General features: G+C 37.1%; 26 protein-coding genes. 15 read left to right on the forward strand and 11 right to left on the reverse strand.

All coding sequences use genetic code 11. The annotated features are described in order from the left end of the window. Positions 1 to 124 precede the first annotated feature (124 nt). From BUC06_RS08530 to BUC06_RS08545, 4 genes are all read left to right on the forward strand, one after another. The gene (locus BUC06_RS08530) at positions 125 to 1,039 is read left to right on the forward strand and encodes a helix-turn-helix domain-containing protein (protein WP_073332487.1); all 915 of its coding nucleotides are present in this window, start codon (positions 125 to 127) and stop codon (positions 1,037 to 1,039) included. A 93-nt stretch (positions 1,040 to 1,132) separates the two neighbouring features. After that, positions 1,133 to 2,338: an MFS transporter gene (locus BUC06_RS08535; protein ID WP_073332743.1), complete on the forward strand. Its 1,206-nt coding sequence runs from the start codon at positions 1,133 to 1,135 to the stop codon at positions 2,336 to 2,338. A gap of 364 nt (positions 2,339 to 2,702) precedes the next feature. Then, positions 2,703 to 3,665: a beta-1,6-N-acetylglucosaminyltransferase gene (locus BUC06_RS08540; RefSeq protein WP_073332490.1), complete on the forward strand. Its 963-nt coding sequence runs from the start codon at positions 2,703 to 2,705 to the stop codon at positions 3,663 to 3,665. Between the two features lie 545 nt (positions 3,666 to 4,210). After that, positions 4,211 to 4,924, forward strand: coding sequence for a carbonic anhydrase family protein (locus tag BUC06_RS08545; RefSeq protein WP_228423664.1), 714 nt, complete (start codon positions 4,211 to 4,213; stop codon positions 4,922 to 4,924). Between the two features lie 247 nt (positions 4,925 to 5,171). Here the strand turns inward: BUC06_RS08545 and hemH are convergent, their stop codons facing one another. From hemH to BUC06_RS08590, 9 genes are all read right to left on the reverse strand, one after another. After that, positions 5,172 to 6,200 (reverse strand): ferrochelatase, encoded by a 1,029-nt coding sequence (hemH, locus tag BUC06_RS08550; protein WP_073332496.1) that lies wholly within the window; start codon positions 6,198 to 6,200, stop codon positions 5,172 to 5,174. 51 nt (positions 6,201 to 6,251) lie between these two features. Continuing rightward, positions 6,252 to 7,532, reverse strand: coding sequence for a cryptochrome/photolyase family protein (locus tag BUC06_RS08555; RefSeq protein WP_073332497.1), 1,281 nt, complete (start codon positions 7,530 to 7,532; stop codon positions 6,252 to 6,254). Next, complete coding sequence (locus BUC06_RS08560) at positions 7,519 to 8,211, reverse strand: lycopene cyclase domain-containing protein (RefSeq protein ID WP_073332500.1); 693 nt, start codon at positions 8,209 to 8,211, stop codon at positions 7,519 to 7,521. Before BUC06_RS08560 ends, BUC06_RS08555 begins: the two co-directional genes overlap by 14 nt. 2 nt (positions 8,212 to 8,213) lie before the next feature. Further along, positions 8,214 to 8,672 carry a sterol desaturase family protein gene (locus BUC06_RS08565; RefSeq protein ID WP_073332502.1) on the reverse strand — a complete coding sequence of 153 codons (459 nt, stop codon included), beginning with the start codon at positions 8,670 to 8,672 and terminating at the stop codon, positions 8,214 to 8,216. Next, positions 8,672 to 9,139, reverse strand: a complete 468-nt coding sequence (locus BUC06_RS08570; protein ID WP_073332505.1) for an SRPBCC family protein — start codon at positions 9,137 to 9,139, stop codon at positions 8,672 to 8,674. The genes BUC06_RS08565 and BUC06_RS08570 overlap by 1 nt, the downstream gene beginning before the upstream one ends. 31 nt (positions 9,140 to 9,170) lie before the next feature. Then, positions 9,171 to 10,007 (reverse strand): phytoene/squalene synthase family protein, encoded by an 837-nt coding sequence (locus BUC06_RS08575; protein WP_073332507.1) that lies wholly within the window; start codon positions 10,005 to 10,007, stop codon positions 9,171 to 9,173. Positions 10,008 to 10,009: 2 nt separating this feature from the next. After that, complete coding sequence (locus BUC06_RS08580; RefSeq protein WP_073332510.1) at positions 10,010 to 11,482, reverse strand: phytoene desaturase family protein; 1,473 nt, start codon at positions 11,480 to 11,482, stop codon at positions 10,010 to 10,012. A 2-nt stretch (positions 11,483 to 11,484) separates the two neighbouring features. Then, positions 11,485 to 12,159 (reverse strand): MarR family winged helix-turn-helix transcriptional regulator, encoded by a 675-nt coding sequence (locus tag BUC06_RS08585; protein WP_073332513.1) that lies wholly within the window; start codon positions 12,157 to 12,159, stop codon positions 11,485 to 11,487. 262 nt (positions 12,160 to 12,421) lie between these two features. Continuing rightward, on the reverse strand, positions 12,422 to 14,131 hold the full coding sequence (locus tag BUC06_RS08590; RefSeq protein ID WP_073332515.1) for a hypothetical protein: 1,710 nt from the start codon (positions 14,129 to 14,131) through the stop codon (positions 12,422 to 12,424). Between the two features lie 593 nt (positions 14,132 to 14,724). Between BUC06_RS08590 and BUC06_RS08595 the strand changes: the two genes are divergently transcribed. From BUC06_RS08595 to BUC06_RS08615, 5 genes are all read left to right on the forward strand, one after another. After that, complete coding sequence (locus tag BUC06_RS08595; RefSeq protein ID WP_073332518.1) at positions 14,725 to 16,068, forward strand: thrombospondin type 3 repeat-containing protein; 1,344 nt, start codon at positions 14,725 to 14,727, stop codon at positions 16,066 to 16,068. A gap of 26 nt (positions 16,069 to 16,094) precedes the next feature. After that, the gene (locus BUC06_RS08600; protein WP_083564036.1) at positions 16,095 to 16,628 is read left to right on the forward strand and encodes a hypothetical protein; all 534 of its coding nucleotides are present in this window, start codon (positions 16,095 to 16,097) and stop codon (positions 16,626 to 16,628) included. 118 nt (positions 16,629 to 16,746) lie between these two features. After that, complete coding sequence (locus BUC06_RS08605; RefSeq protein WP_073332523.1) at positions 16,747 to 17,175, forward strand: transposase; 429 nt, start codon at positions 16,747 to 16,749, stop codon at positions 17,173 to 17,175. 58 nt (positions 17,176 to 17,233) lie between these two features. Continuing rightward, positions 17,234 to 17,563 carry a helix-turn-helix domain-containing protein gene (locus tag BUC06_RS08610; protein WP_073332526.1) on the forward strand — a complete coding sequence of 110 codons (330 nt, stop codon included), beginning with the start codon at positions 17,234 to 17,236 and terminating at the stop codon, positions 17,561 to 17,563. 122 nt (positions 17,564 to 17,685) lie between these two features. Next, a complete protein-coding gene (locus BUC06_RS08615) occupies positions 17,686 to 19,056 on the forward strand; it encodes a PQQ-dependent sugar dehydrogenase (protein ID WP_073332528.1) in 1,371 nt (456 codons plus the stop codon). A 72-nt stretch (positions 19,057 to 19,128) separates the two neighbouring features. Here BUC06_RS08615 and BUC06_RS08620 read toward each other — a convergent pair whose 3' ends face one another. Continuing rightward, positions 19,129 to 20,613, reverse strand: coding sequence for an SDR family oxidoreductase (locus BUC06_RS08620; RefSeq protein WP_073332531.1), 1,485 nt, complete (start codon positions 20,611 to 20,613; stop codon positions 19,129 to 19,131). A 58-nt stretch (positions 20,614 to 20,671) separates the two neighbouring features. Continuing rightward, positions 20,672 to 21,262 carry a GTP cyclohydrolase II gene (ribA, locus tag BUC06_RS08625; protein WP_073332533.1) on the reverse strand — a complete coding sequence of 197 codons (591 nt, stop codon included), beginning with the start codon at positions 21,260 to 21,262 and terminating at the stop codon, positions 20,672 to 20,674. Between the two features lie 96 nt (positions 21,263 to 21,358). Here ribA and BUC06_RS08630 point away from each other — a divergent pair, with 96 nt between their 5' ends. From BUC06_RS08630 to BUC06_RS08655, 6 genes are all read left to right on the forward strand, one after another. Continuing rightward, positions 21,359 to 22,018 (forward strand): hypothetical protein, encoded by a 660-nt coding sequence (locus tag BUC06_RS08630; RefSeq protein WP_073332536.1) that lies wholly within the window; start codon positions 21,359 to 21,361, stop codon positions 22,016 to 22,018. Between the two features lies 1 nt (position 22,019). After that, positions 22,020 to 23,339, forward strand: a complete 1,320-nt coding sequence (locus BUC06_RS08635) for an ABC1 kinase family protein (protein ID WP_073332538.1) — start codon at positions 22,020 to 22,022, stop codon at positions 23,337 to 23,339. Between the two features lie 3 nt (positions 23,340 to 23,342). After that, positions 23,343 to 23,480 (forward strand): DUF2256 domain-containing protein, encoded by a 138-nt coding sequence (locus BUC06_RS08640; protein ID WP_073332541.1) that lies wholly within the window; start codon positions 23,343 to 23,345, stop codon positions 23,478 to 23,480. Beyond that, positions 23,450 to 23,746, forward strand: coding sequence for a TIGR03643 family protein (locus BUC06_RS08645; protein WP_073332543.1), 297 nt, complete (start codon positions 23,450 to 23,452; stop codon positions 23,744 to 23,746). Before BUC06_RS08640 ends, BUC06_RS08645 begins: the two co-directional genes overlap by 31 nt. A gap of 68 nt (positions 23,747 to 23,814) precedes the next feature. Beyond that, positions 23,815 to 24,513 carry an SDR family NAD(P)-dependent oxidoreductase gene (locus tag BUC06_RS08650; RefSeq protein WP_073332546.1) on the forward strand — a complete coding sequence of 233 codons (699 nt, stop codon included), beginning with the start codon at positions 23,815 to 23,817 and terminating at the stop codon, positions 24,511 to 24,513. 46 nt (positions 24,514 to 24,559) lie between these two features. Then, positions 24,560 to 25,207 carry a MarR family winged helix-turn-helix transcriptional regulator gene (locus BUC06_RS08655; RefSeq protein WP_073332548.1) on the forward strand — a complete coding sequence of 216 codons (648 nt, stop codon included), beginning with the start codon at positions 24,560 to 24,562 and terminating at the stop codon, positions 25,205 to 25,207. The last annotated feature ends 76 nt before the right edge of the window (positions 25,208 to 25,283 follow it).

A 25,283-nucleotide genomic window follows, 5' to 3' on the forward strand; every position in this document is an offset into this window, starting at 1 on the left:
TGTCATTGTCAAAGGCCATTCAAAGGAAATTGAGAAAATTCTTGGACCGATCAGGAGTGCCTCATAGAAAAATATCAGGATTAACAATGGTTTCTGTATCTTTGATTTTTATAATTTCTGTATTATGAGTGATCAGCTGGAAACCATTGAAGATTATTACAAACGCCTCAGGAAGAACCAGATGAAAATGTTTGATTCGGATGATTTCGAAACCGGAAAGTCGCATTTCAATGTTTCTATGCGGAAGTACTGTAGTTTTAAAAGTCCTTATAACCGCCGTGATTATTATAAAGTAAGCTTTATCCAGGGAAAAGGTACGTTTCAGTATGGTGCTTATGAACTGTATATTGACCGTCCTGCCCTGTTTTTCCCTTCGCCCCATATTCCATATTCATGGGAATGTGACGGGGATCTTCAGGAAGGATATTTTTGTCTTTTTAATCAGGAGTTTTTTAATGGGAATTCTGAATTCAATTTATTTAAAAAGACTTCCCTGTTCAAAGAATGGAGTAAACCCATTGTTTTTTTAACGGATGAGCAAACGCAGCTGGCGACGCTGTATTTTGAACAGATGTATAAACTGAACAATTCGGCATATCCTTTTCGATGCAGCAGCATCAAAAGCCATCTGGCCTCTGTGATGCATCTTGCCCTGGAAAATCGTGTGGATGACATCAATCCTAATGAGCTTCCGGCCAATATCCGTCTATACCGTTTGTTTGATGAACTTCTTAATAAACAGTTTCCACTGGATTCCCCGGCTTATCCGTTGGCTCTGAAAACGGCTTCTGATTTTGCTGAGCATCTTAATGTCCATGTCAACCATTTGAATTCATCAGTAAAATCGGTAACGCAGCTTACTACGACCCAGATCATTAAAGAAAGGGTGTTTGAAGAGTCTAAAAACCTATTAAAATACACGAACTGGGATATTGCTGAAATAGGATATACGCTTGGATTCGACCAGCCGTCTCATTTCAATAATTTCTTTAAAAAGCATGCTGATGTTTCACCGTTAAAATTTAAGAATTCTAATTAAATCTTTGATTTTTGTAATTTTTACTTTGTCTTTTAAAATTCAACCGGACCTTTCCTGGCTTATTTTTGCACTGTAAAATAACGAACGAATATGTTGTTGAAAGAAGCATCTGAGAAAAGAATCAGATTAATAACCATTATGGCTTTTGTGTCGATCCCGCTTTCGGGGTTTGTCACTGATATTTATTTGCCCTCATTTCCTTCGATGGCCCATGAAATGAAGGTGTCCGAAAAAGAAATCCAGATCACTTTAACGTCTTACTTACTAAGTTACGGGATCTCCCAGCTGTTTGTAGGAGGAATTCTTGATAGTATCGGGCGTTACCAGCCTAAATTGATTGCCTTATTTCTCCTGATCATCAGCAGTATCCTGATTACAATGACGGACAGCATCCTATTGATCTGTCTGCTCCGTATTCTTCAGGGTGCGGCCGTTTCCGTCCTTGTTGTATCTACCAGGGCTATTTTTGTGGATCTTTATGATTCTGAAAAGGTGAAACATTATCTGAGCTATTTCACCATCGTCTGGTCGTGCGGACCTATTCTGGCCCCTTTTCTGGGTGGATATCTTGAAAAACTGTTTAACTGGCACGCGAATTTTTATTTTCTTGCTTTTTATGCAGGAGCTCTGTTTCTGTTTGAATGGTTTTTCAGCGGTGAAAGTTTACCGGAGAAAAAGAAACTTAATCTTTCCGAGAACATCAGTCTTTATAAAATGATGCTTAAAAACAGGATTTTCATGCTTGGAATCTTTATTTTAGGACTGAGCTATTCTATTGTGATGCTTTTTAATATCACGGGGCCTTTTATTATTGAAAACACGTTTCACTTTACGCCGGTAGTCATCGGGTACTGTACCCTGATATTAGGATTTTCATGGATGATCGGAGGTTTTATAGGAAAAAAGCGGCTTAAGCTTGACTTTAAGGACAGGATTTTACAGCCTATCATTTTACAACTGGTACTGATTGTGGGCTTGATTGCCACCAGTTTTTATGCGGAAAGCCTGTTTATCATGATTCCATTTGCCTTTTTCATTCACATTTGTTCGGGAATTCTATTTACTTCATTTTTTACAACGAGTATGCTTTATTTCCCTAAAAATGCGGGAACAGCAGGAGGATTAATGGGCGGACTGGTGTATGTGATCACTTCTATTACAAGTTTTATCATATCTGTCAGTGGAAATGTTACAGAACAGGGCGGACTGGCCTGGCGGTACCTGGCGATTGCGATCATCCTTTTAGGAATTATCCTCGTGATGCATCAGGCAGTTAAAAAAGAAAAAGCACGGAATTGATTCTCTGCTTTTTTTATGCTTATCAGACGTATGTATAATTTATTTCACGATGAAAAAAGCTAATTTCAAAATAAACAGGACACAAAAAAAGGATTAAATCGTTATTAAATTTACAAATGAACATTTTTCAATATACTTCAAACAGCCAATGAATAATATTTTAAATAAATATTGATTTACAATAAATTACAGATTAAAAAACGCAAATTATTTTTAAGGCAATACTGTCAACAGATCACCGAAGATAAATTATCAATCTTATTGTTTACAATAAAAACAGTTTAATTATCGTATATTTATAAAAATGTCTATTAATACTTTATAAAATGAGTTGTAAACATTCATAATTTTAAAATAATATAAAATGAAAAGTGTTTACATGGGCGAAAGCGATGGGCATGAAATTGGCAGTATACCGATGAAATCGATGAGTATTGCGTACTTAATTCTGGTACATCGCCTCCCAAATCAGTTCAAAAAACTTTTTACAGCCATTTACGAATCTACCAACTTTTATCTTATTCATATTGACAAAAAAGCGAGTCAGGAAATTGGCGAAGAGGTCAGAAACTTTTTAAAACCCTATTCAAATGTACAGATCCTTGACAGTGAAAATGTAGTATGGGGAGGATACAGTATGGTGCAGGCTGAACTGGACGGGATGCAATATCTTCTCAACATGGATGCAAAATGGGACTATTTCATTAATTTAAGCGGACAGGATTATCCTCTGAAATCACAGAAAATAATTAAAGAGTTTCTATCTAAAAACAACGGTAAAAGCTATATCAAAATAGCCGACCAGAAAAAATCAAGACCTGAAACCATGAACAGAATTGAAAATTATTTTGAGGAACTGGAAGATAAAATTTCAGATAAAACCCACAAAAGGACTTTCATGAAAGATGTGGTTCCCTATATTGGGGGCCAGTGGATGATTTTAACCAGAGACTGTTGTGAATTTATCACGAACAGTACGGAAGTGAAAAAGTTTGAGGACTATTATCTGAATACTTTGATTGCTGATGAATCTTTCTTCCAGACCGTTTTGATGAATACCACATTTACAGGTACTCTGGTAGATGATGATAAGAGAGCTATTATCTGGATTCCGGACGGGGATATCAAATTACGTCCCAAGACTTTCACAAAAACCGATTTGGATTTTCTTCAGAAAGGGAATCATCTTTTTGCCAGAAAGTTTGATGATAATGTAGATCATAGCATTATTGATTCTATTAAAATACAGTATGATCAGCCATTTAAAACGGTCGTGAAGATGATAGATGTAAGAAACATAAGCGCAAGTGTTTCTCACTTAAACTAAAAGCCAATTAAATGATACTATGAGCCCTAACCATTTTGTGGTTAGGCTTTTTTTTTTGAAAATCATCAAAACACAACATATCCAATTTTGGATATTTCTTCATTCAAACAGGCTTTCCTATAGATATGTTTTTTTAAAAACATCCCATTATAAAAAATCTGAGAAGCAACAGAACTTACACTATTCACCAGTCTAAAAAACAGATTTTAGGGACGAAGTAAATCATTTTTACCATCATTGATGAACGATTTAGTTGATTTCCATCAAAAAACACCTGAAAAACAAGTCACAAAATGACACAATTTAAGAAAAACTATAAACCAAAAGGAAAAATTACTGAAAACAAATAACTGAATACAAAAATTAAATTAAAATTAAAATAAGTGTGTTTTTTTTATTGATTATTCAATTTTAAACGTAAATATTTCGTAAATTTAACAATAATAAAACTTGAATGTAATCATTTTTATGGAGATAAAATTTTAGTGTGATCAACCCATTAAAAAAAATAAAAAATGAACACAAAAAGTAATTTTTTTAGAATTATGAGTTTAATTCTAATTCTTTTCGTAAGTACATCTTGCGAGAAAGCGAAGGATCAGCCAATCCCTTTTGACCAAGAAGAAATGATTGATGCCGAGTTTTTAACTGAAAAATTCCAATCACAACTGACACCTGATTTTGTACTGGACATTCTTAAAAAAAGAAATAAGGAATTTGTGGATGAAAGACTTACCATCCGTAATACTTCACAAAGAATAAGAACGGCCTCTTTAGGACAGTATCCCGGAGCTGTCATCCTTTCATGTTTAGATTCACGGGTTCCGGTAGAAGATGTTTTTCATTCCGGAATCGGTGACCTGTTTGTCGCGAGGGTTGCCGGAAATATCAGCAATGAAGATATTATAGGAAGTCTTGAATTTGCCTGCAAAGTTTCCGGCGCAAAAGTAGTGGTGGTTTTAGGCCATGAGCATTGTGGCGCCATAAAATCTGCGATTAATAATGTAGAACTTGGCAATATTACCGCTCTTTTGGCTAAAATAAAACCGGCCATTGCTGCTGTACAAAATTTCAAAGGGGAAAAAACCTCTAAAAATCCCGACTATCTGGAAGCGGTAACCCAATCCAACATCAATGAAACCATTTCGAATATAAGAAAAAACAGCCCTATCCTGAAAGAAATGGAGGAAAAGGGAGAAATCAAAATTATTGGTGGGGAATATCACATGGAAACCGGAAATGTGGAGTTTATCAAGTGATCATCATAATGGATATTCTTATGGCTTAATAGCCCGATTGTAAAATAAACTCTAACCCGATTCGGGTTGGAGTTTTTCAATGCTCACCGCCATAAAAAAAGTCTTCCCGGAGGAAGACTTAAAAACACAAATGATGAAAAAAAATTATTTTTCGGTCTAAATATAATACATTTTTCACTCTTAAAAAGAGCGGTATCGTGACTTTATGATTTTTTTGTGACTAAAATATTTCACTTCTTTCTTATCATTACAGTAAATAAAACTGATCAAGCTTTTCTTCGCAAAGAGTCTTTACTACTTCTATCCAGCGGTCTTCATCATTCAGGCAGGGAATGTAATGAAAATGTTCACCTCCCGCATGCAGGAACTGTTCTTTTCCTTCTACAGAAATTTCTTCCAGAGTTTCAAGACAGTCGGAAACAAAGGCCGGACAGACAATAGCCAGATTTTTAATTCCTTTTGAAGGAATTGTTTCTAAAGTTTCATCGGTATACGGCTCCATCCACTTATCTTTTCCAAGCCTGGACTGGAAAGAAACAATAGTCTTTTCTCTTGGCAAACTCAGCTTTTCAATCACTTTTTTAGTCGTGTCAAAACACTGGTGGCGGTAACAGAACTGATGGCTTGGATTGCTTTCTCTGGAGCAGCAGTCATTAAGATTACAGGTTTTGGTAGGATCTGTTTTATAAATATGTCTTTCGGGAACTCCATGATAGGAAAACTGCAGCGCATCAAAATTTTCCGGAAGTTTCTCCTTAATGCTTTCTGCCAGACAATTGATGTAAATATCTCTGTGGTAAAAAGGCTGAATGTAATTGATCCTCACCTTTGGAAATTTCTTTTTTCGCACCTCTTCTGCTTTTTCAATGACAGATTCAGTTGTACTCATGGCATATTGCGGATAGAGCGGAAAAAGCACAATTTCAGAAACCCCCTGATCCACCAGTTTTTGAATTCCTGTTTCAATGCTGGGCCGTGCATATCTCATGCCTATTTCTACAGGAACATCCACAATTTTTTGAAGTTTTTCCTGAACCTTTTCAGTGATAACAATCAGTGGAGAGCCTTTATCCGTCCAAATGGTTTTGTAAGCTTCAGCAGATTTTGCAGGTCTTGTGTTTAAGATAATTCCACGGACAAGCAGCGCACGGAAAATCCAACGGTAATCTATTACCCGTTCATCCATTAAAAATTCGTCAAGATACTCCTTTACATCCTTTACCGCTGTAGATCTTGGTGACCCAAGATTTACCAATAAAATTCCTTTTTTAGCCAATGTTCTTTATTTTAATGATGAATGATTTTATAAAATGGTATTGTCGTGTATTCAATTTAATGCTTTTTTATACGTCTCCAAAGCTCTTGCTCTGGCAAATTTGTGCTCAACCAACGGTTGTTGTATTTCCTTACCCGGAAGCCATTTTTTGATGTATTTCCAATCTTTATCAAACTTTTTGGTCTGCTCTTCGGGATTGAAAATTCTAAAATAGGGAGCGGCATCACAACCACAACCTGCAGCCCACTGCCAGTTTCCATTATTAGCCGAAAGATCATAGTCCAGAAGCTTTGCAGCAAAATAAGCTTCTCCCCATCTCCAGTCGATCAGAAGATGTTTGGTAAGGAAACTCGCAGTGATCATTCTTACCCGGTTGTGCATAAAACCGGTTTCATTCAGTTCGCGCATTCCTGCATCTACAATAGGATATCCTGTTTTGCCTTCACACCATGCTTTGAACTCTTCTTCATTGTTTCTCCAGGGAATGTCTTCATATTTTTTCTTAAAACAGTGGCTGACGACATGAGGAAAATGAAAAAGAATCTGCATGAAAAACTCTCTCCAGATAAGTTCACTAAGCCATGTTTCGCTATGTTGAAGGGCAAATTTCACACACTTTCTCACAGAGATAGTTCCAAAGCGCAGGGCAATACCAAGATGAGTTGTATGATCCATGAATGGGAAATCCCTGTATTGCTGATAAGAATTAATTATCTTTTTATCCAGAGAAGGTTTGTTAAACTCCATTCCTGTCTTTTTAAAACCAATGTCCTCAAGGCTGAACATTGTTTTATGATCTTTTAATGATTCAAAATTGGCGAAATCGACGGGATAATCTTGAATATTGCCTAAGTTTTCTCTCCATCTTTTTGAATAAGGAGTATAGACCGTATAGGGAGACTGATCACTTTTCAGGATATCATTTTTTTCGAAGATCACCTGATCTTTGAAGTCTGAGAATTCTACTCCGCTTTTTTCAAGAAAGTCAGCCACTTCCTGATCTCTTTTAATCGCCTGCGGCTCATAATCCCTGTTGCAGAATACGGTATCCACCTCAAAATCTTCAGTCAGTTTTTTGAAGATATCCAGTGGTTTTCCGTAATAGGTTTTGAGTCCGCTTTGATGGCTTTCAAGTTCTTTATTGATATTCTCAAGCGCCTGGTGGATATAGTCTACTCTCTGATCTGATTTATCCTCCAGCTTTTCCAGGATTTCGGAATCAAAAATAAAAACAGGAATCACTTTCAGTCCGGCCTTAAGCGCATTATACAAACCTGCATTGTCTTCAAGTCTGAGATCTCTTCTGAACCAGAAAATATTAATTTTGCTCATTTCTCTTCAATTTTTGAAATAAATAAATATTCCACAGAATCATTTCATATCCGTAAACGGTATCTTCTATAGGAATGGTCAGCATTCTGATTCCCATAAAATCCTGAGGATTGTAGTTGACAATCGGGGATTCAAGGCCTGTGCCGGTAAGGATCCCGTTGACCAGCAGAAATCCGGGCATCAGCACCAGATAGATGAATGAAGCTTTGCCGATCCACCTTGATTTTAATACAAAATAAAGAGTGAACATACTTACCGCTGTGGATAAGAAAGTAATAAATGTATAAATCTTATCATGAAAATAAAAAGCAATTCCCAGTGATGAAACAATGGAGATGATCACAAATATTTTTTCAGGCAGTGGTTTCCAGTCCAGTTTAAAAAACTGATCCAGACAGAAGTATGTGAAAATACATGAAAAAGGAATACAGAAGAAAAACAGGATTTCTTCAATTGGCAGGTTGTACACCCGGATTCCTAAAAGATAGGTATCATTGAACCACCACACTCCCCTTTTGGTAAACCAGATATCCCAAAAAATAAAAACAAGAGCTACCATCAACGCTGCCTTAAAAAAAGCAGAAAAATGCCTGTTGAATTTTATTTTAGGATGAAATGAAAAAACAAAACAGATGATGACCGTAAAAAAATTAATTAAAAGATAGGTGTAATGGAGCATGATCAGGCTTTATGTTTATTAAAATACATTTTAAAATACTTGATGGGAACCCACAAAAATCCAAAACACTCTCCTTCTTCTTTTCCGGTATGCTTATGATGCTGCTTATGGGCCCGTCTGATAGCCAGTAAATATGGATTTTCTGTATTGCGCAGTATTTTAAGCCGTTGATGGATAAAGATATCGTGAACAAAAAAATAAGCCATTCCATACAAAGCGATTCCCACGGCAATATAAAACCAGAAATTAAAATTCTGTACGGTTCCGTAATACATCAGAAGAATGGTTGGCAAAGCAAAAATGAGAAAGAAATAATCATTTTTCTCCATAGCCCCTTCATTGCTGTGATCATGATGATCCTTGTGCAGCATCCATAGAAAACCATGCATGATATATTTATGAATGAGCCACGTCATTCCTTCCATGATGAAAAAAGTACCTACTACAATCAGGAAATTCATTATTTTGTTTTTTTATTGAAGCGTTCTTCTAAAACTTTATACCTGTAGCTGAACACATGCTCAAGCTTTTTTCTTACAAAAATTGTATGGGCTATTTCACCCAAAAATCCCAAAGGAAGTTCATAATCTACTGTGTCCTTCATCAAAACTCCTTCTTCATTGACTATAAATTCGTGGTGATGATTCCAGAGTTTATAAGGTCCTTTTTTCTGAAAATCTGTAAAACTTTTTTGAAAATCAACCTGGGTGATTTCCGTTTTCCATTTCATTTTTATGCCTAATATCGGGGAAACATAATAATCAATAATCATCCCTTCAAAAATCTCATCATCCGTCATTTTGGTCAGGACGATAAAATTCATATCCTTCGGTGTGATTTCCGAAAGGTTATTGGCAGAAGAAAAAAACTTCCATGCTGTTGCGATATCGCAGTTCAGCTGCTGTTCCCTGTAAATTTTATGTATCATTCTATTCTCTAAGATTTAGATGTTCGTGAGCTTACAGAAGCGATGCTTTATACTGTACATAACTGCTCATCATTAAAGATAATTTTTTTCCGTTGGATATCCTTATTCTCTGGTTAATCATATTGCTGGCAGAAGTTCGCTTGATTTTCCGGAACAACGAAACATAATAACGATAAGCGAGATAGACTCCGAACCTCGCGGAACCGGGAAGTTTTTTGATCCCCTCCAAAGCCGTTTTAAATTCTTCTTCAATCTCTTTTTCAATATGAGATTTCACGGTATTGTCAAAATAGGAAATATCAACATTCGGAAAATAGCAACGTCCCAAAACCTGATAGTCATCTTTCATATCCCGGAGAAAATTAACTTTCTGAAACGCAGACCCGAGAATCATGGCATAGGGTTTCAACTTCTCAAATTCTTCCGTATTTCCTTCTGTAAAGACATGAAGACACATCAGACCCACCACTTCAGCAGACCCTACAATGTATTCTTTATATAATTCTGAATTATAATCAATTTTCTGCAGATCCATTTCCATACTTTTCAGAAACTGATGGATCAGACTGTAATCAATTTTGTACCGGTGCACCGTTTCCTGAAACGACTGCAAAATCGGATTCAGGGAGATTTTTTCTTCCAGCGCTTCGAAAGTTTCCGCTTTGTATCTTGATAAAAGTTTATGTTTATCATAATCATGAAAGCTGTCTACAATTTCGTCGGCAAGACGGACATACCCGTAAACGGCATAGATCGGATTTCTGATTTTAGGGGAAAGCGCCATTATTCCCAGAGAAAAACTTGTGCTGTATTGTTTAGTTGCTTCTCTGCTCACTTTGTAAGAAAGGTCGTCAAACAATTTTTTCATAATTAATAAATTTTACTGGCTTCGTTAGCTGCTATTTTTCCTGAAATAATAGAGGGTGGAACTCCCGGACCAGGAACAGTAAGCTGGCCTGTATACAAGAGATTCTTTATCTTTTTATTCCGGATGGAAGGCTTTAAAACGGCCGTTTGTGATAAGGTATTGGCAAGACCATATGCATTGCCTTTATAGGCATTATAATCTTGTTGAAAGTCATTAATGCAATAGCTTCTTTTATATTCAATTTTTGAAATAAGATCTGAAGTTCCTGTATGTTTTTCCAATCTTGCGATCATCTCGTTAAAATATTTTTCTCTCATTCCCTCAGAATCTTCTATTCCGGGAGCTACCGGCATCAATAAAAAAACATTCTCACAGTTTTCGGGAGCGGTGCCTTGATCTGTTTTCGATGGGCAACACGCATAAAACAAAGGCTTTGTAGGCCATTTTTTATCTTCATAAATTTCGTGGGTATGAAGTTCCAGATCATTTTCAAAGAAAAGGGTGTGATGCTTCAAATGAGGCACTTTCCCTTTGATTCCAAGATAATAAATAAGACATGACGGAGCAAATGTTTTTTTCTCCCAATAAGATGGCTTGTAGTTTCTATACTGCTCAGGAAGAAGCTGACTTTCTGTATGATGATAATCGGACGAAGCAATGACAAAATCAAACTTCAGGACTTCTCCATTCACTACCAAAGCATTGGCTTTATCGTTTTCAACTGTTATTTTTTCAACATTTGAGTTAAAGTGAAAATGAGCACCCTGTTCTGCTGCAATCTGCATCATTGCTTCGGTCACTTTTGAAAAACCACCCATCGGATACCAGGTTCCCAATTTATAACCTCCATAATTCATCAGACTGTATAATGCAGGAATATTTTTTGGTGCCGCGCCCAGAAAAATCACGGGAAATTCCATCAGCATAATCAGTTTGGGATGACTGAAATACTTTCTTACAAACTGGCTGAAATTGGTAAGTAAATCCAACTTCAGGGCATTCTTTGCCATTTTGGGTGAAACAAACTCCAACCATGAGTGGCAGGGTTTATTCACAAACTCTTTCATGCCGATTTCATATTTGATCTGAGCATCTTTCATGAAGTCATCAAGCTTTTTTCCGGCTCCCTTTTCCATGCTTTCAAATAAAACCCTCATTTCCTCATAACGGTCCGGAATATTCATCACACCGTCTGAAAATACCATTTCAAACTGAGGATCCAGCGGAATCAGCTCATAAAAATCAGATGACTTTTTTCCAAAATCCTCAAAAAATGCCTCAATAATATCCGGCATCCAATACCAACTCGGGCCCATATCAAAAACATAACCTTCCTCAGTACGAAACTGTCTTGCTCTGCCACCTACCCCACTGTTTTTTTCAAACACGTGTACTTCATTTCCCTCTTTTGCTAAATAGGAAGCTGCAGATAAGCCAGAAAAGCCTGAACCAATGACGGCTATTTTTTTGTTCATGATCAATTTTTTATGAATGAATACTCTTTACTGATGATATCAATAAGGTTTTTAGCATCAATATTGCGGTTGAATATCGGCTGGTGAAATTTTTCAAGTTTGTCCAGAATACGGATCAACTGCATTTTTTCAGAATAACTAAGATCTCCGGCCACAATGTTTGTTGCCGTTCTTATCTTTCTCATCTGATTTTCCAAAGATCTGATACCTGAATTGGTGATCTTTATAATTTTAGTTCTTTTATCGGTATCAGAATCCGACTGTTCTACCAAGCCCAGATTGATAAGCCTGTTGATGATCAACATTCCCACAGACTTTTCGTGAACATTCTTCTTAATAAGCTCCATTTTAGTCATGGCGCCGAATGTTTTTAAATTAATCAGATAAATAAAGTCTTCCTGCGTCGCAAATTCTGAATCGATGATAGCTGATTTTGAATACGATTTGGCATACCTGTTCAAATGAACCAGTGAAGTACTGATGGCGCTTTCAGGACTCCTACCACTCTCTTTACCAGCCCAATAGGGTTCATCTGTTTGATTGTTTAGCGCCAGAGGCTCCTTTCCGCTTAACCATGCCTTAAAGCCTTCAACATCCGAAGGGTAAGAATTCATCTTATTCTCTTCATCAAATTCCTCAAGCAATCTGATAACATCTTTTACGACTGAATAATTCATCTTATTAACAATTAGTACACAAATATACTAATTAAAACAAAATAAAGATTATAAATGAACTAAATTTTAAATTGTAATTGAGTGCAGATTTTATAAACAGATAAAAGAAAAATACCTAAACGCTGAAAAACAAGTTATTAACTTCACCTTAGGAGAACGAAAGGATCATTTTATTCATCATTTAATAAGCTTTTCTCATGCAAATTATTCAGAAAATATTCATATCAAGGTTTAAACTTTAACATGGATCACCGTTAAAAATTTATATGCTGTTAAGAAAAGTGACTAAATTATCCTGTCTTCCCAGTCCGACCTTGCTTTTTATTCTTGTTTTGTACACTCGGATGGTCGCAGTCGTAGTATCTTCAAGAGCTGATATTTCTTTTGAGGAAAGATTCATTCTAAAATAAGTACAGAGTTTCAGTTCTCTTTTGGTTAAAACCGGATAAAGGACTTCAAGTTTTCCCAAAAACATCTTACTTTCATTGCTGCTTTCATTTACGAAATCATCATTTTTCTTATCGATCTGGATCAGTTTACTCACTTTCAGATGCAAGTCACGGAGAATTTGTTCAGAATCCGCATCGGCAGATTTCTTTATCTTTTTTATGTTCTGCAAAAACGCTTTTTCGGTTTCTATTTTTAAATTAAGATTCTGATGCAGGTTTTTGATCTTTTCATTTTGAAAGAGGATGTCTTTTTCAAGGACTCTTTTTTTTGCTTCTAAAATTTCTCTTTGTTTTTCAGCATCCTTCTTCTCGCTTTTCTTTGTAGTCCAGATGTTTAATGCAATAAGCGCTATGGTAATCACGATCAGACAACACATCAGCAGGGTTAAAAACTGCTTTTTCTGATGGATTTTAATCTCATAATCATACCGTTCATTAATGCTTTTAATAACATTTTTATTTAAGAGATCTGAAGTTTTCTGGATATTCTCGCTGTTTTCATCATCAAATTCATGATTCAGCATAACCAGCTTTCCTGATACCTCTTTCAGACGCTGAATATCATTGTTTGCAGAATAGTATTTCTGAACAATTTCATTAACCATAATCTTATGATAAGTATCCGTGAGCAAAGGTTCAGTATGGAGAAGGTAATCGACAATTTGTCTCTGTTCAGCTTTTTGCCCGGTGACAGCATAGAGATCATAAAGTCTCTCAGAAGCGATAATCAGTTGAGGAAAAAGTTCTTTTTTGTTTTTGCAATATTCAAACTCTCCGGTAAGCAAATTTTCAGCGGACGTATAATCTTTCAACTGATAATAGTAAAACCCCAGACTTCCCTTCATATCCATCAGAAAATCAGACTCCTCTTTTGTCGGGTTGTTTTTACTTTCCAAAATATCTATGCCTTTTTGAGTTTCCTGAAGCGCTTTCCCGATATTGTTGAGTTTAGCATAAGTCAATCCAAAATTGTTATGCATTGAAGCAGTATAAAGGTAATCTTCCGGCCTGAAGCTTTTTAACGCTTTATTAAAATAGTACAGCGCAGAAGTGTAGGATTTACTATTATAATAAAGCCTCCCTTTCATATGATAAAGATGTCCGCTATAATGAAGTGCGGTTAAGGTTTTATTAAAAATAATTGCTTCATCTATGAAATGCATTGCCAGCTCCGGAGAAGTCTTTTCCAATTGAATGGATACATTATAATAAGAGGTCATCGAAATATATTCATACCTGTTATTATTCAGTTTGAGCAGTTCATACACAAGCGGAATTTGCTTATTTGTATTATTCCGGTATAAGAATAACTCTACATATTTTGAACTTATAAGATATTGTTCATCTCCACTTTTTTTATATTTTCCGAGCTCTTGCTGCTGAAGTTGAGAAATTTTAGCCGGATAATCAACAACAGGTTTAAGCTCCTTTGTTAACTCATGAAAATAGTCGTTACCCGTAACTTCAGGACGTGGAGACATTGATATGCATAAGAAGCAAAAGATAGATAACAGCGTCTTCATAATGATTCATTTTAATTTCGGGCGTAAGCTTTTCGAATATATTGAAAATATGGCATAAAGATCAAGCCAGTCAAAAATAGAAAATTATATACCATAAAAACACATAGAGTTAATTTTTTTACACACATACCTCAACCAGACAACATAAAATTCTAAATAAATCAATTATTACAAAATAATTGACAATCAAGTATTTTTAATGAATTCACATTTAACACTTATAAAACACAACACACTTAAAAACAATATCTTACAATTAAAATGCTAACAATTTGTTTTAAAATCAACTGTTTCTGCTAACAACTATTAACTTAATATTTGGTTCATAATTTCTTCGGATACGTTTATTTTGTACAAAATATTTCACAAAACACATATACTGAAAAGGGTCATTTACCTATGGAATAAATGATGAAAAAAATTCTATTCCACTACCTTTTTTTATTCCATCCCAAATTTTAGTTCCCAACATCAATTGACGGATATCCTTGATTTTTGATCTCAATGATTAAAAAATACTGGCGTATTACTGTCGATAGACTGGGATGCATTTTAAGTAAAAAAAGTATCAGGATGAACAATGATTAGAGCATATGAAAAAAAAAATTATTTCATTTTTTATTGTACTGTGTATTGCCGGATTGAGTAAAGCTCGGGCACAGGACAGTGATGGAGACGGGATCACCAACATCACAGATCTGGATGACGACAATGACGGAATTCCGGACGTTAGCGAGGGCTACTGCTCAAATTCTCTATTTGATGCCGGATGGTTTGGAAATGTTCCAACTGCCACTCAGAACCAAGATGGTTTTTGGGCATCAGCCCCTAATAATCCGGCCTCAATTACCTATGGCGGAGCCCATAATAATGCGGTTGTCAATAGTTCAAACCCTTTTATCTTCAGTACAGGGTTAACTTCTTCCACCAATGGAGGAACTCTTTCCCGCTGGCTTATTACAGGCGTTAACACCCTTACTTTAGCCGGTGCAAAAGCAGGTAATGACTACGCGCAATACAGCTTTACAACACCAGCTGTACTAACAGGTTACAGAGAATTTTCAAAATTCGGATGGGGAGATCAGAATGACAATGGCAACTATAAAGTGGGCGTTGAAGTCTCAACCAATGGATTTTCGACTGCAGGAACATTACTGGTGCAGGACTTTCAGGTTGTAGACGGTACAGGATCAGGTTATGAGTACAAGGTAACAACAGCTTTGCTCAACGCGGTAAAATTACTGCCTAATACCACCTACACATTCCGGGTGTACATTTATGGCGCTGATACTTCCACCACCACGGTCGCTTATGAAGACTTTCAGTTCGGCACCTGCCTTTCAACAGATACAGACAATGACAGTATACCCGACTTTCTGGATCTGGATTCCGATAATGATGGCTGTGCAGACGCTATAGAAGGTGATGAAAACGTGACCACTTCCCTACTGGTAACTGCCGGCGGATCTGTGACAGCAGGAACAGGTTCAGTAGCAGCTAATGAGAATTTATGTGCAGCAGGTACCTGTGTCAATGCTCAGGGAATACCCAACACGGTAAATTCAGGAGGTATAGCTGATATTGGAAATGATGCGGGGCAAGGATCAGGATCTTCGCAAAATGCATTGATCAACGCATGCATCTGCTATAAACCATCAGTTACTTCAGGAACAGTTTTAAATACCCTTCAGGGAATTACCTCACTGGGAAGAGCCAGAGGCAGTGAAAACTGGCCGGCAGTCCGAAAAGGGGCATGGACAGCCCTGGAAGCAAAGACAAAAGGATTTGTTCCCAACCGATTAACAACAGTTCAGAAAAATGCATTGATCCCGGTAGAAGGAATGATGGTATATGATACCACACTGGATTGCCTGAGTATCTATGACGGTTCAGGATGGAAGTGTTTCAACAACCAGACATGTCCGGATATTTTATAAACAATCAACGAAAAAAGTACATGATTATGAGAAGTCTATTATCCATCCTATTCCTGCTTATGTTCTGGAATGTAAATGCTCAGGTAGCCATAGGAAAAACGTCGATAACCAATACCTCCGTATCTCTGGAATTCGGAACTGCAAACAGAGGGATGATCCTTCCGTGGGTAAGTTCGGCAGCAAGTGTAACAGGAGCGGTGAACGGAACGATGGTCTACGATCTCTCTGATCATAAAATAAAGGTAAAATATTCTTCTGCCTGGAAAGACTTGTCCATCGATACCACAGGTTCAACAGTAGATCCTGTAACAAATACAGATGGAGTTTTAATCCAAAATTCAGCCGCTGAAATTACCACTGCAAAAGTGGCTATCGGCACACGATCTCCGACACCAGGAATTCTGGTATTGGAAGACTCCAATAAAGCTATGATTTTACCAAAAGTCGCCAATCCTTATCTCAATATCATTAATCCCGCAGCCGGAATGATTGTTTTTGATACCACGAAAAAAATGCTGGCGGTTTTTAACGGAAAAGTCTGGAGTTTCTGGAAACCTTAAAAACAGATTATAATACAATGATCAAAGTACTTCAGCCGGTAGCCTGCCTATACTACATGAATCCACCTGCTGCTCCGGCTGGAGATTTTAAGGAGCTAAAATTTAAATTAGAAGGGTTATGAAAAATTTTGAACACATCCATATTGGTAATTTAATTAAAAAGAGAAAGGAAGAGCTACATATTGATATCCAACGTATTTGCAACTTTTTTGAAAATACAGAAGAAGCTATTGAAGAAATGTATGAATCTGAGAGCCTGGACACAAAAACAGTACTAAGATGGAGTAAACTTCTGGAATATGATTTTTTCAGAATTTATTCTCAACACCTTATTTTGTTTTCGCCTCCTTCTGCAGAGGGCAAAATTCAGAAACAAGCTAGCCATTTACCCCAATTCAGAAAAAACATTTATACAAAAGAAATAATAGATTTCATTGTAGCATTGATAGAAAATAACGAAAAAACGAAAAATCAGGTTATTGAGGAATACAGAATTCCTAAAACAACCCTGCACAAATGGATCACCAAGTATAAAAAAGAAGAATAGTTATCCATCGTTGAGATCATTACAGCACTTATAAAACCACCCAATACACTGCTAAGGAATGAACAATTTGTCACCAGATTATAAACGCATTTACACTGATATTATTAATAAAAACCATCCTGAAAAAAGGGAACTCTGTCAGAAAATTTTGGAGAAAAGTGAGTTGTCCATTCTGGATATTCTCAAGTTAAATGCACTGATATTTACCAATGCCGGAAGAGAAACTCTTAAATCCAATCAGCAGCTTCGATCCTACGACAAAAGTACGATCTGTGAAATTTTAGAATATCAACGTAAAAATAATTACACCAATCATCAGCTGGCCCTGCATTTTAAATTGAGCAAAAACACAATCACCAAATGGAAAAAATTATTCCCTGATCTTTAGTTGTTAGACGATAGATAGATAGATAGATAGATAGATAGACTCTTTTAGTTTGTAAGGTTTGTTAATTTTTTAATTGGAGCAAAGGATGATCCAAGATTCAGCTATTAAACATCAAAAATATTATGAAAAAACTACTTTTTACAGCAAGTTTTTTTTCTTTTTTAATCTTTAATTCTCAAAGTATTAATTTAGAAGAATTTGCAAGCGGATTTAACAATCCCGTTGAAATCACCAATGCCAACGACAGCAGACTGTTTGTGGTACAGCAGGATGGAATAATAAAAATTGTACAACCCAATGGAAGTATTGTTCCCACCAATTACCTGAACATCAGTTCGAAGATTCTTTTTGACGGAGGAGAACGGGGACTTTTGGGACTGGCTTTCCATCCGCAATATGCAACAAACGGCTATTTTTTTGTGTACTATAACAATTCTGCAGGGAATATCATTGTTGCCCGATATACGGTAAGTTCAGACCCGAATATTGCTGATCCTACCACCGAAAAAATTCTGCTGAACATCCCCAAACCATTTGACAATCATAACGGTGGAAGCATTCATTTTGCCCCTGATGGAAATTTATGGGTAGTCACCGGTGACGGAGGATATGGAGGAGACCCTTACAACAATGCTCAAAATAAAAATTCTCTTCTGGGAAAAATGCTCCGGATCGATGTGAATTCAACAGGACCTTATGCTATTCCTGCCGGAAACCCTTTTGCCGGTGCAGGAGTTGCCGGAGCGGACGAAATATGGTCTTACGGACTTAGAAATGCATGGAAATGGTCTTTTGATCTTACCACAGGGAATGTGATGATTGCTGATGTAGGACAAAACCAGATCGAAGAAATTAACAGAATGCCGATCACCCAGTCAGGAATCAATTACGGATGGCGTTGCTACGAAGGCAACAGCACGTATAATAATGGAGGATGTGCAGCATCCGGCACCATGACTTTTCCGGTCTCTGTTTATGATCATTCCGGAGGTAAATGTTCGGTTACGGGAGGCTACGTTTACAGAGGAAATCTCTACCCTTCCCTCCAAGGGAAATACTTTTTCGCTGATTACTGCTCCACTCAGATCGGTATGCTCAATCCTGACAATTCCATTACCTGGACTCCGGCTTATACGGGAAATAATTTTTCAACCTTTGGACAGGATAGTCAGAAAGAATTGTATGTCGCTGCCGTGAATAACGGAAAAATATATAAAATCAAGACATCCACACTTTCTACTCAGGAAAATACTGCGTTGAGCCCAATCAGAATCTATCCCAATCCTGCTTCCGGAAAAATCTTTATTGATGGATTAAACAACAAAAAAATATCTGCAGAAATAATCAATGAAGAAGGAAGAAGAGTATTGGAAAATGCAGCAGTCAACAACGATAGCAGCATTGATATTTCAGAAATACCTTCAGGAGTTTACTACCTTCTTTTAAAATCAGGTGAGCTGAAATCTTACAGTCAGAAGATAATCATTAAATAATTGATTAAAGCCTCAACCGTTAATGATTGAGGCTTTAAAATCAAAAATAAGACCGGCCGTTTTTTAAAAATGCTAGCCATTGAATTTCGAAATATCCTGCTTAAGGTTATTGCTGCTGAACCCTGATTGTACTCCAGCCAGTTTTTTAAGCATCCCCTTAAATATAATTCCGTGAAATGGTAAAACAGAATACCAGTAAAGTCTTCCTGATATTCCATGAGGTCTGAATACCGCTTTCTGCCAAAGTTTTCCTCTGTACAATTTAAACACAAGCCATGCTTCTCCGGGCAATTTCATTTCTGCAAAAAGAATCAATTTACCTTCCGTACGGTCAGCATACAACACCCTCCAGAAATCCAGCGCATCGCCTTCATGAAGCCGTTGCGGATGTGTTCTTCCTCTTCTCAGTCCCGGACCCCCAACCAGTACATCAAGAAACCCCCGGATCTTCCACAAACCCTGCCCGTACCAGCCATTATTACCTCCAAGGCTAAAGACCCTGTCAAGACATTTTTCACGATCGTCATAAGCGATACTTCGAAGATCGGTAAAACATCCAAAATGAGGCACTTCCATGAATTCTTTCAGACTGGCATCTCTTCTGCTGCTGATGAAACTGTCCTTCCAGCTGGAAATAATTTCGTTAGCCTGAATTTTAGCCAGTGTTCTTCGCAAAGCGGTTTCATAGGAGAAAGGCTGAATTCCGGTAATTCTTTTAATTTCAGAAAGACTTTCAGGCCTGCAGATCACTTCAATTTTCATACTTCCTACCAGTGCTGAAGCAAGATTGTATGAGGTAGAAGTGATAAAGTACAGCCAATAGGATGAAAGCTTGGGAGTCATGACCGGTAATGTGTAAATATATCTTTTCAGTCCTCTTACTTTTGCATATTCGGAAAGTATCTGTTTGTAGGTCAGAACATCATCACAACCAATATCAAAACTTTTATGATAAGACTCTTCTTTAAACAAGACAAATATCAGAAAATCCAGAACATTGGCGATTCCTATAGGCTGACACTTTGTATCGAGCCATCTTGGAGCAACCATCACAGGCAGTTTTTCTACCAGATCTCTGATGATTTCAAAAGAAGCACTTCCTGATCCGATAATGATCCCCGCCCGAAGGACGGTAACGGGAACTTTACATTCCATCAGTGTTTTTTCAACCTGATATCTGGAACTGAGGTGTCTGGATAATTCTTTTTCATTAACCAGCCCCGACAGATACACAATATGCTCACACTGCGTTTTTTCTATAATCTGTGCAAAATTTTCAGCACAGATCTTTTCAGAATTCTCATAATCATCCATATTGCTCATGGAATGCATCAGATAATAAGCTCCGGAGATATCTTCAGGAATAGTACCAAGTGTTTCAGGTTTCAGAAAATCTACTTCAATGACATCAATGAGTGATTCATCGATATCCAGACTTTTCGAAAACCGGCTTGCATCCCTGCAACAACAGACCACTTTATAGCCCTGTGCGGCAATAACGCTTATCATTCTTTTGCCGATATATCCGGTAGCTCCTGTAAGCAATATTTTTTTCATGAGTTCTTTATTATGAGGGTTATGCAACCGTCCGTTTTACTTTCTTATAAGCTCCCTGTTACAGTTTTTCAAGAAGATGGCCAAAATAGTCTTTCTTGGTGATCAGGTAATCTTCATTCACCTCATTGGAATCGATCTCCAAAGGAATCCTTTTGCCCAATACGATTCCTGTGTTTTCGAGAGATTTCAGCTTTTCCGGATTGTTGGTGAGTAAATTGACATGATCTACTTTTAAGATCTTAAGCATTTCTATAGCCACATCAAAATTTCTGCCATCAGCAGGAAGGCCCAGTTTTAAATTCGCTTCTACAGTATCAAAACCTTCTTCCTGCAGAGCATAGGCTTTTAACTTATTAATGATTCCAATATTTCTTCCCTCCTGTCTGAGATAAATAATGATTCCTCCATTTTCAGACATAAATTTCATGGCGGCATCAAGTTGCTGCCCGCATTCACATTTTTTGGAGTGAAACACTTCACCCGTGATACATTCGGAATGAAAACGGACATTAACTGTACGGCTGAAATCTGTATTTTCTGCAACCCAAACCAGATGAGGGTTCCAGTCTTCCTCATTTTCAGAAAAAGCGTATACCGTAAACATTCCAAAATCCGTAGGTATATGAGACTGTGCTTGTATCTTCAACATAATTTATTATTTAAATGATCTACATAGTACAAATTTATACTTTATTTTGATTAAAAGTAAAAATATTTACTAATTTTGTCATAAATAAATTCTATCATGAAAGAAGAAAATGCGGTTACCCACGAAATGATATTGGAGCTTTATGGTGACTATATCCTGAATCACAGCGAGAGACCCAAGAACATCTATCTTTTTGCCAAGGACAACGGATTTGATGAAAAAGACTTTTATCATTATTTTTCAAATTTTGACCAAATTGAAAAAGAAATGCTGGATCACCTTTTCAGGAAGTCTCTGGATCTCACCGCTGAAATCAGTGAATCGGGAGAAATATCTGCCAAAGAGAGGCTGCTCAATACCTATTTCATATTTTTTGAAAACCTTACGATGAACAGATCATTGGTTTTGATGCTTTTAGGAAAAGAAAAAATACAAGACATAAAAGTCCTCCAGAACCTCCGCGAAACTCATCGCCAGTTTATGAAAACTCTTGATTTCAACACCTGGGAGATCTTTGAAAAAGCGAAAGAAAACATCATGAATTTCAACGAAAAATCAAGACAGGAAGTGCTTTGGCTTCACTTGGTTTCGTGTATAGAATTCTGGAAAAAAGACACCTCTCCGGATTTTGAAAAAACAGATCTTTTCATAGAAAAAACGGTAGATACAGGATTTGAACTGATCGACAATGAACCGTTGAGAAAAATGGTTGATCTGGGGAAATTTTTGTGGAAAGAAAAATTCAAAATACGCTAGGATGAAAACATTAGATAAAATACCTACAGGGAAGATAGAAAGAACAGGCAGCCTGCTGAAAGCCGGAGCTAAAGTGGGTGCCAATTACCTGAAATACTACGGAAATAAAATCACCAAAGACGAAGAACAAGCACGAAAAATCCTCAATCAGGATAACGCTTCTGACATCTACGATTCTCTGAAAGAACTTAAGGGTTCTGCCCTGAAAGTTGCCCAGATGCTGAGTATGGAAAAAAATATGCTTCCGGTAGAATATGTAGAGAAATTTTCTCTTTCGCAGTTTTCTGTTCCGCCCCTTTCCGGAGCTTTGGTGAAGAAAACCTTCCGAAAATATTTTGGCAAAAATCCTGAAGATCTCTTTGATGAATTTTCTTCAGAGTCGGTGAATGCAGCAAGCATAGGACAGGTTCATAAAGCAAAAAAAGGCAGCCAAAACCTTGCCGTAAAAATACAGTATCCTGGCGTCCGTGAGAGTATTTCCAGCGATCTGAAAATGGTAAAACCAATTGCCATGAAAATGTTCAATATCAGAAAAGAAGGTTCAGAATCCTATTTTCAGGAAGTAGAAGATAAATTGTACGAAGAAACCAATTATCATCTGGAACTTGAACGAAGTCAGCAATTCTCTGAAAGTTGCAGCCATCTTCCCAATATCCTTTTTCCAGCCTATTATCCGGAATATTCCTGTGAAAAAATTATTACCATGGACTGGATGTCCGGATTGCATCTGTCTGAGTTTACCCGTCAGCTCAATGCTCAGCAGGACCTCAACAAAATTGGGCAGACGTTGTGGGATTTCTATATGTATCAGATGCATGTTTTGAAAAAAGTACATGCAGATCCGCATCCCGGAAATTTTCTGGTTTCTGAAGATCAGCAATTACTGGTCATCGATTTCGGATGTATCAAAGAAATTCCAGATGATTTTTATATCCCTTACTTTGAGCTGGCTAAAGAGGAAAACCTGAAAAATCCACAAATATTCAGGGAAAAGCTTTATGCCCTTGAAATCCTGCGTCATGAAGACAGTCACGAAGAAAAAGAATTTTTCGCCCAGTTGTTTTACGAACTTCTTGAGCTGTTTACAACGCCTTTCAACCAGGAAACATTTGATTTTTCCAATGAAGAGTTTTTCCGTGAAATTGCAGATCTCGGACAGCGGTATTCAAAGATCAGCAACATAAAAGGAATGAACACCAACCGTGGATCAAGACATTTTATTTATCTGAACAGAACTTTTTTCGGACTCTATCATATGATGCACGATCTGAAAGCGCAGGATGTTGTCATCAATCATTATCTGAATTTTATAAAACCATAAGATATGCCATCCGGATTGCCATCAAAAATATGTGAAAGCTGCGGCCTTCCATTCAACTGGCGCAAAAAATGGAAAAAGAACTGGAGTGAAGTTAAATATTGCAGCGAAAGATGTCGGAAAAACAAAAAACAAAAAGTTTAACGGTAGAACAGAAAGACCGTATCATCGAAATGGCGTGGGAAGACCGAACGCCGTTTGAAGCGATTGATTTTCAGTTTAAAATGCGCGAATCTGAAGTGATTGAGCTGATGCGTTCGGAGCTCAGACCTTCAAGTTTCAGACTTTGGAGAAAACGGGTAAACTCGGGAGTAAGCCAGAAACACAGCAAAAAAAGGAGTACGGAAATCGACCGGTTCAAATGTACCAGACAACGATTGATCAGTAACAATAAAATTTCAAAACGATGAGTCTCTTTGGCAGATTCAAAGGAGCATTTAATCTGTTTTGAACTTACTAAAAACCCATTATTAAAAATATGAAAAATACAGTCATTATAGGATGCGGAAAAGGAATCGGGCTGGCCACGGCACAATTGCTCTCTGAAAAACAAAATATCATAGGCATTTCAAGGAGCAGCAGCCCTGAATTACAGAATCTTAACATCGAGTTTCATGAAATGGACGTCATCTCCGGAAATCTGGATAACATTGACTTCCCTGAAGTCATAGAAGGGTTGGTGTATGCCCCGGGAACCATTAATCTTAAACCATTCAACCGCCTGACGCCTGATGATTTTAAGCATGATTTTGAAATTAATGTTCTTGGAGCGGTTAAGTGCATTCAGAAACTCCTCCCGAATCTTAAAAAATCAGGAAATTCATCGATTGTTCTCTACAGCTCTGTAGCGGCCAAACTGGGAATGCCTTTTCACGCTTCTGTTTCTGCCAGTAAAAATGCAGTAGAAGGACTTACGAAAAGTCTTGCAGCAGAATATGCTGCTCAGAAAATAAGAGTGAATGCCATTGCTCCTTCTCTGACAGATACTTCCCTGGCATCACAGCTTCTTTCGACTCCGGAAAAGCGGGAGGCTTCCTCTAAAAGACATCCGCTTCAAAGAATTGGAAGTGCAGAAGAAATCGCAGAGATGACCGCATTTCTACTTTCTGATCAGGCTTCATGGATAACAGGCCAGATCTTTGGAGTAGATGGCGGAATGAGCAATATCAGGCTGTAATTTTGAACAGGAAAACTAAACTTATATCTTTACCCCAAATTATATTATGAATACTGATTTTTTTATTGATCTGCTCCTGCAAGTGAAGGATTTTGAGAATTCGGAGGCCTGCAAACCCAATTCTAAGGTGGACGACTTCCGTAGGTGGATGAATGATAAAAAATACAGGGAAGAAAGTCCTACCAAGCTTTTAAAAAATGAAAAGCATCAGGTTTCATTTACTGAGAATGAGATCTGTAAACAAGTCCTGCTTCTCAGCAGATACTCCAAGCAGCTGATCAGAAAAGGATTGGGAGATTTCCCGGAGCTTGCCAATGAAGAGTTCACGTATCTTTACCGGCTGAAAGACGAGCGTGATCTGACGAAGATCCAGCTTATAGAAAGAAACGGACACGAAAAACAGACCGGAACGCAAATCATTAAACGCCTTTTGGAATACGGCTTGGTTGAAGAAAAAAATGATATGGAAGACAAGAGAAGCAAAAGGCTGAACATTACTCCAAAAGGCGAAGAAATTTTTCATCAATCGGTTGAAAAAGTAAATATTACCTCTAAAATTCTTTCCGGAAAATTAGAAGAGGAAGAAAAAAATGAACTGTTACAGATATTGAAAAAACTGAATGAATTCCATGCTCACCTCTATCAGGAGCACAAAAATTCCGATATAGACAAGATTATTCAATTTGTGAAATAGTTTAAAAATATTTTTTTTGTTTTAGAATTCTTCTGAAGAGCCTTCCAATCACTATTCATCAATCATATTAATTGTT

The organism is Chryseobacterium carnipullorum (genome assembly GCF_900142785.1).
GTDB classification, from domain to species: domain Bacteria; phylum Bacteroidota; class Bacteroidia; order Flavobacteriales; family Weeksellaceae; genus Chryseobacterium; species Chryseobacterium carnipullorum.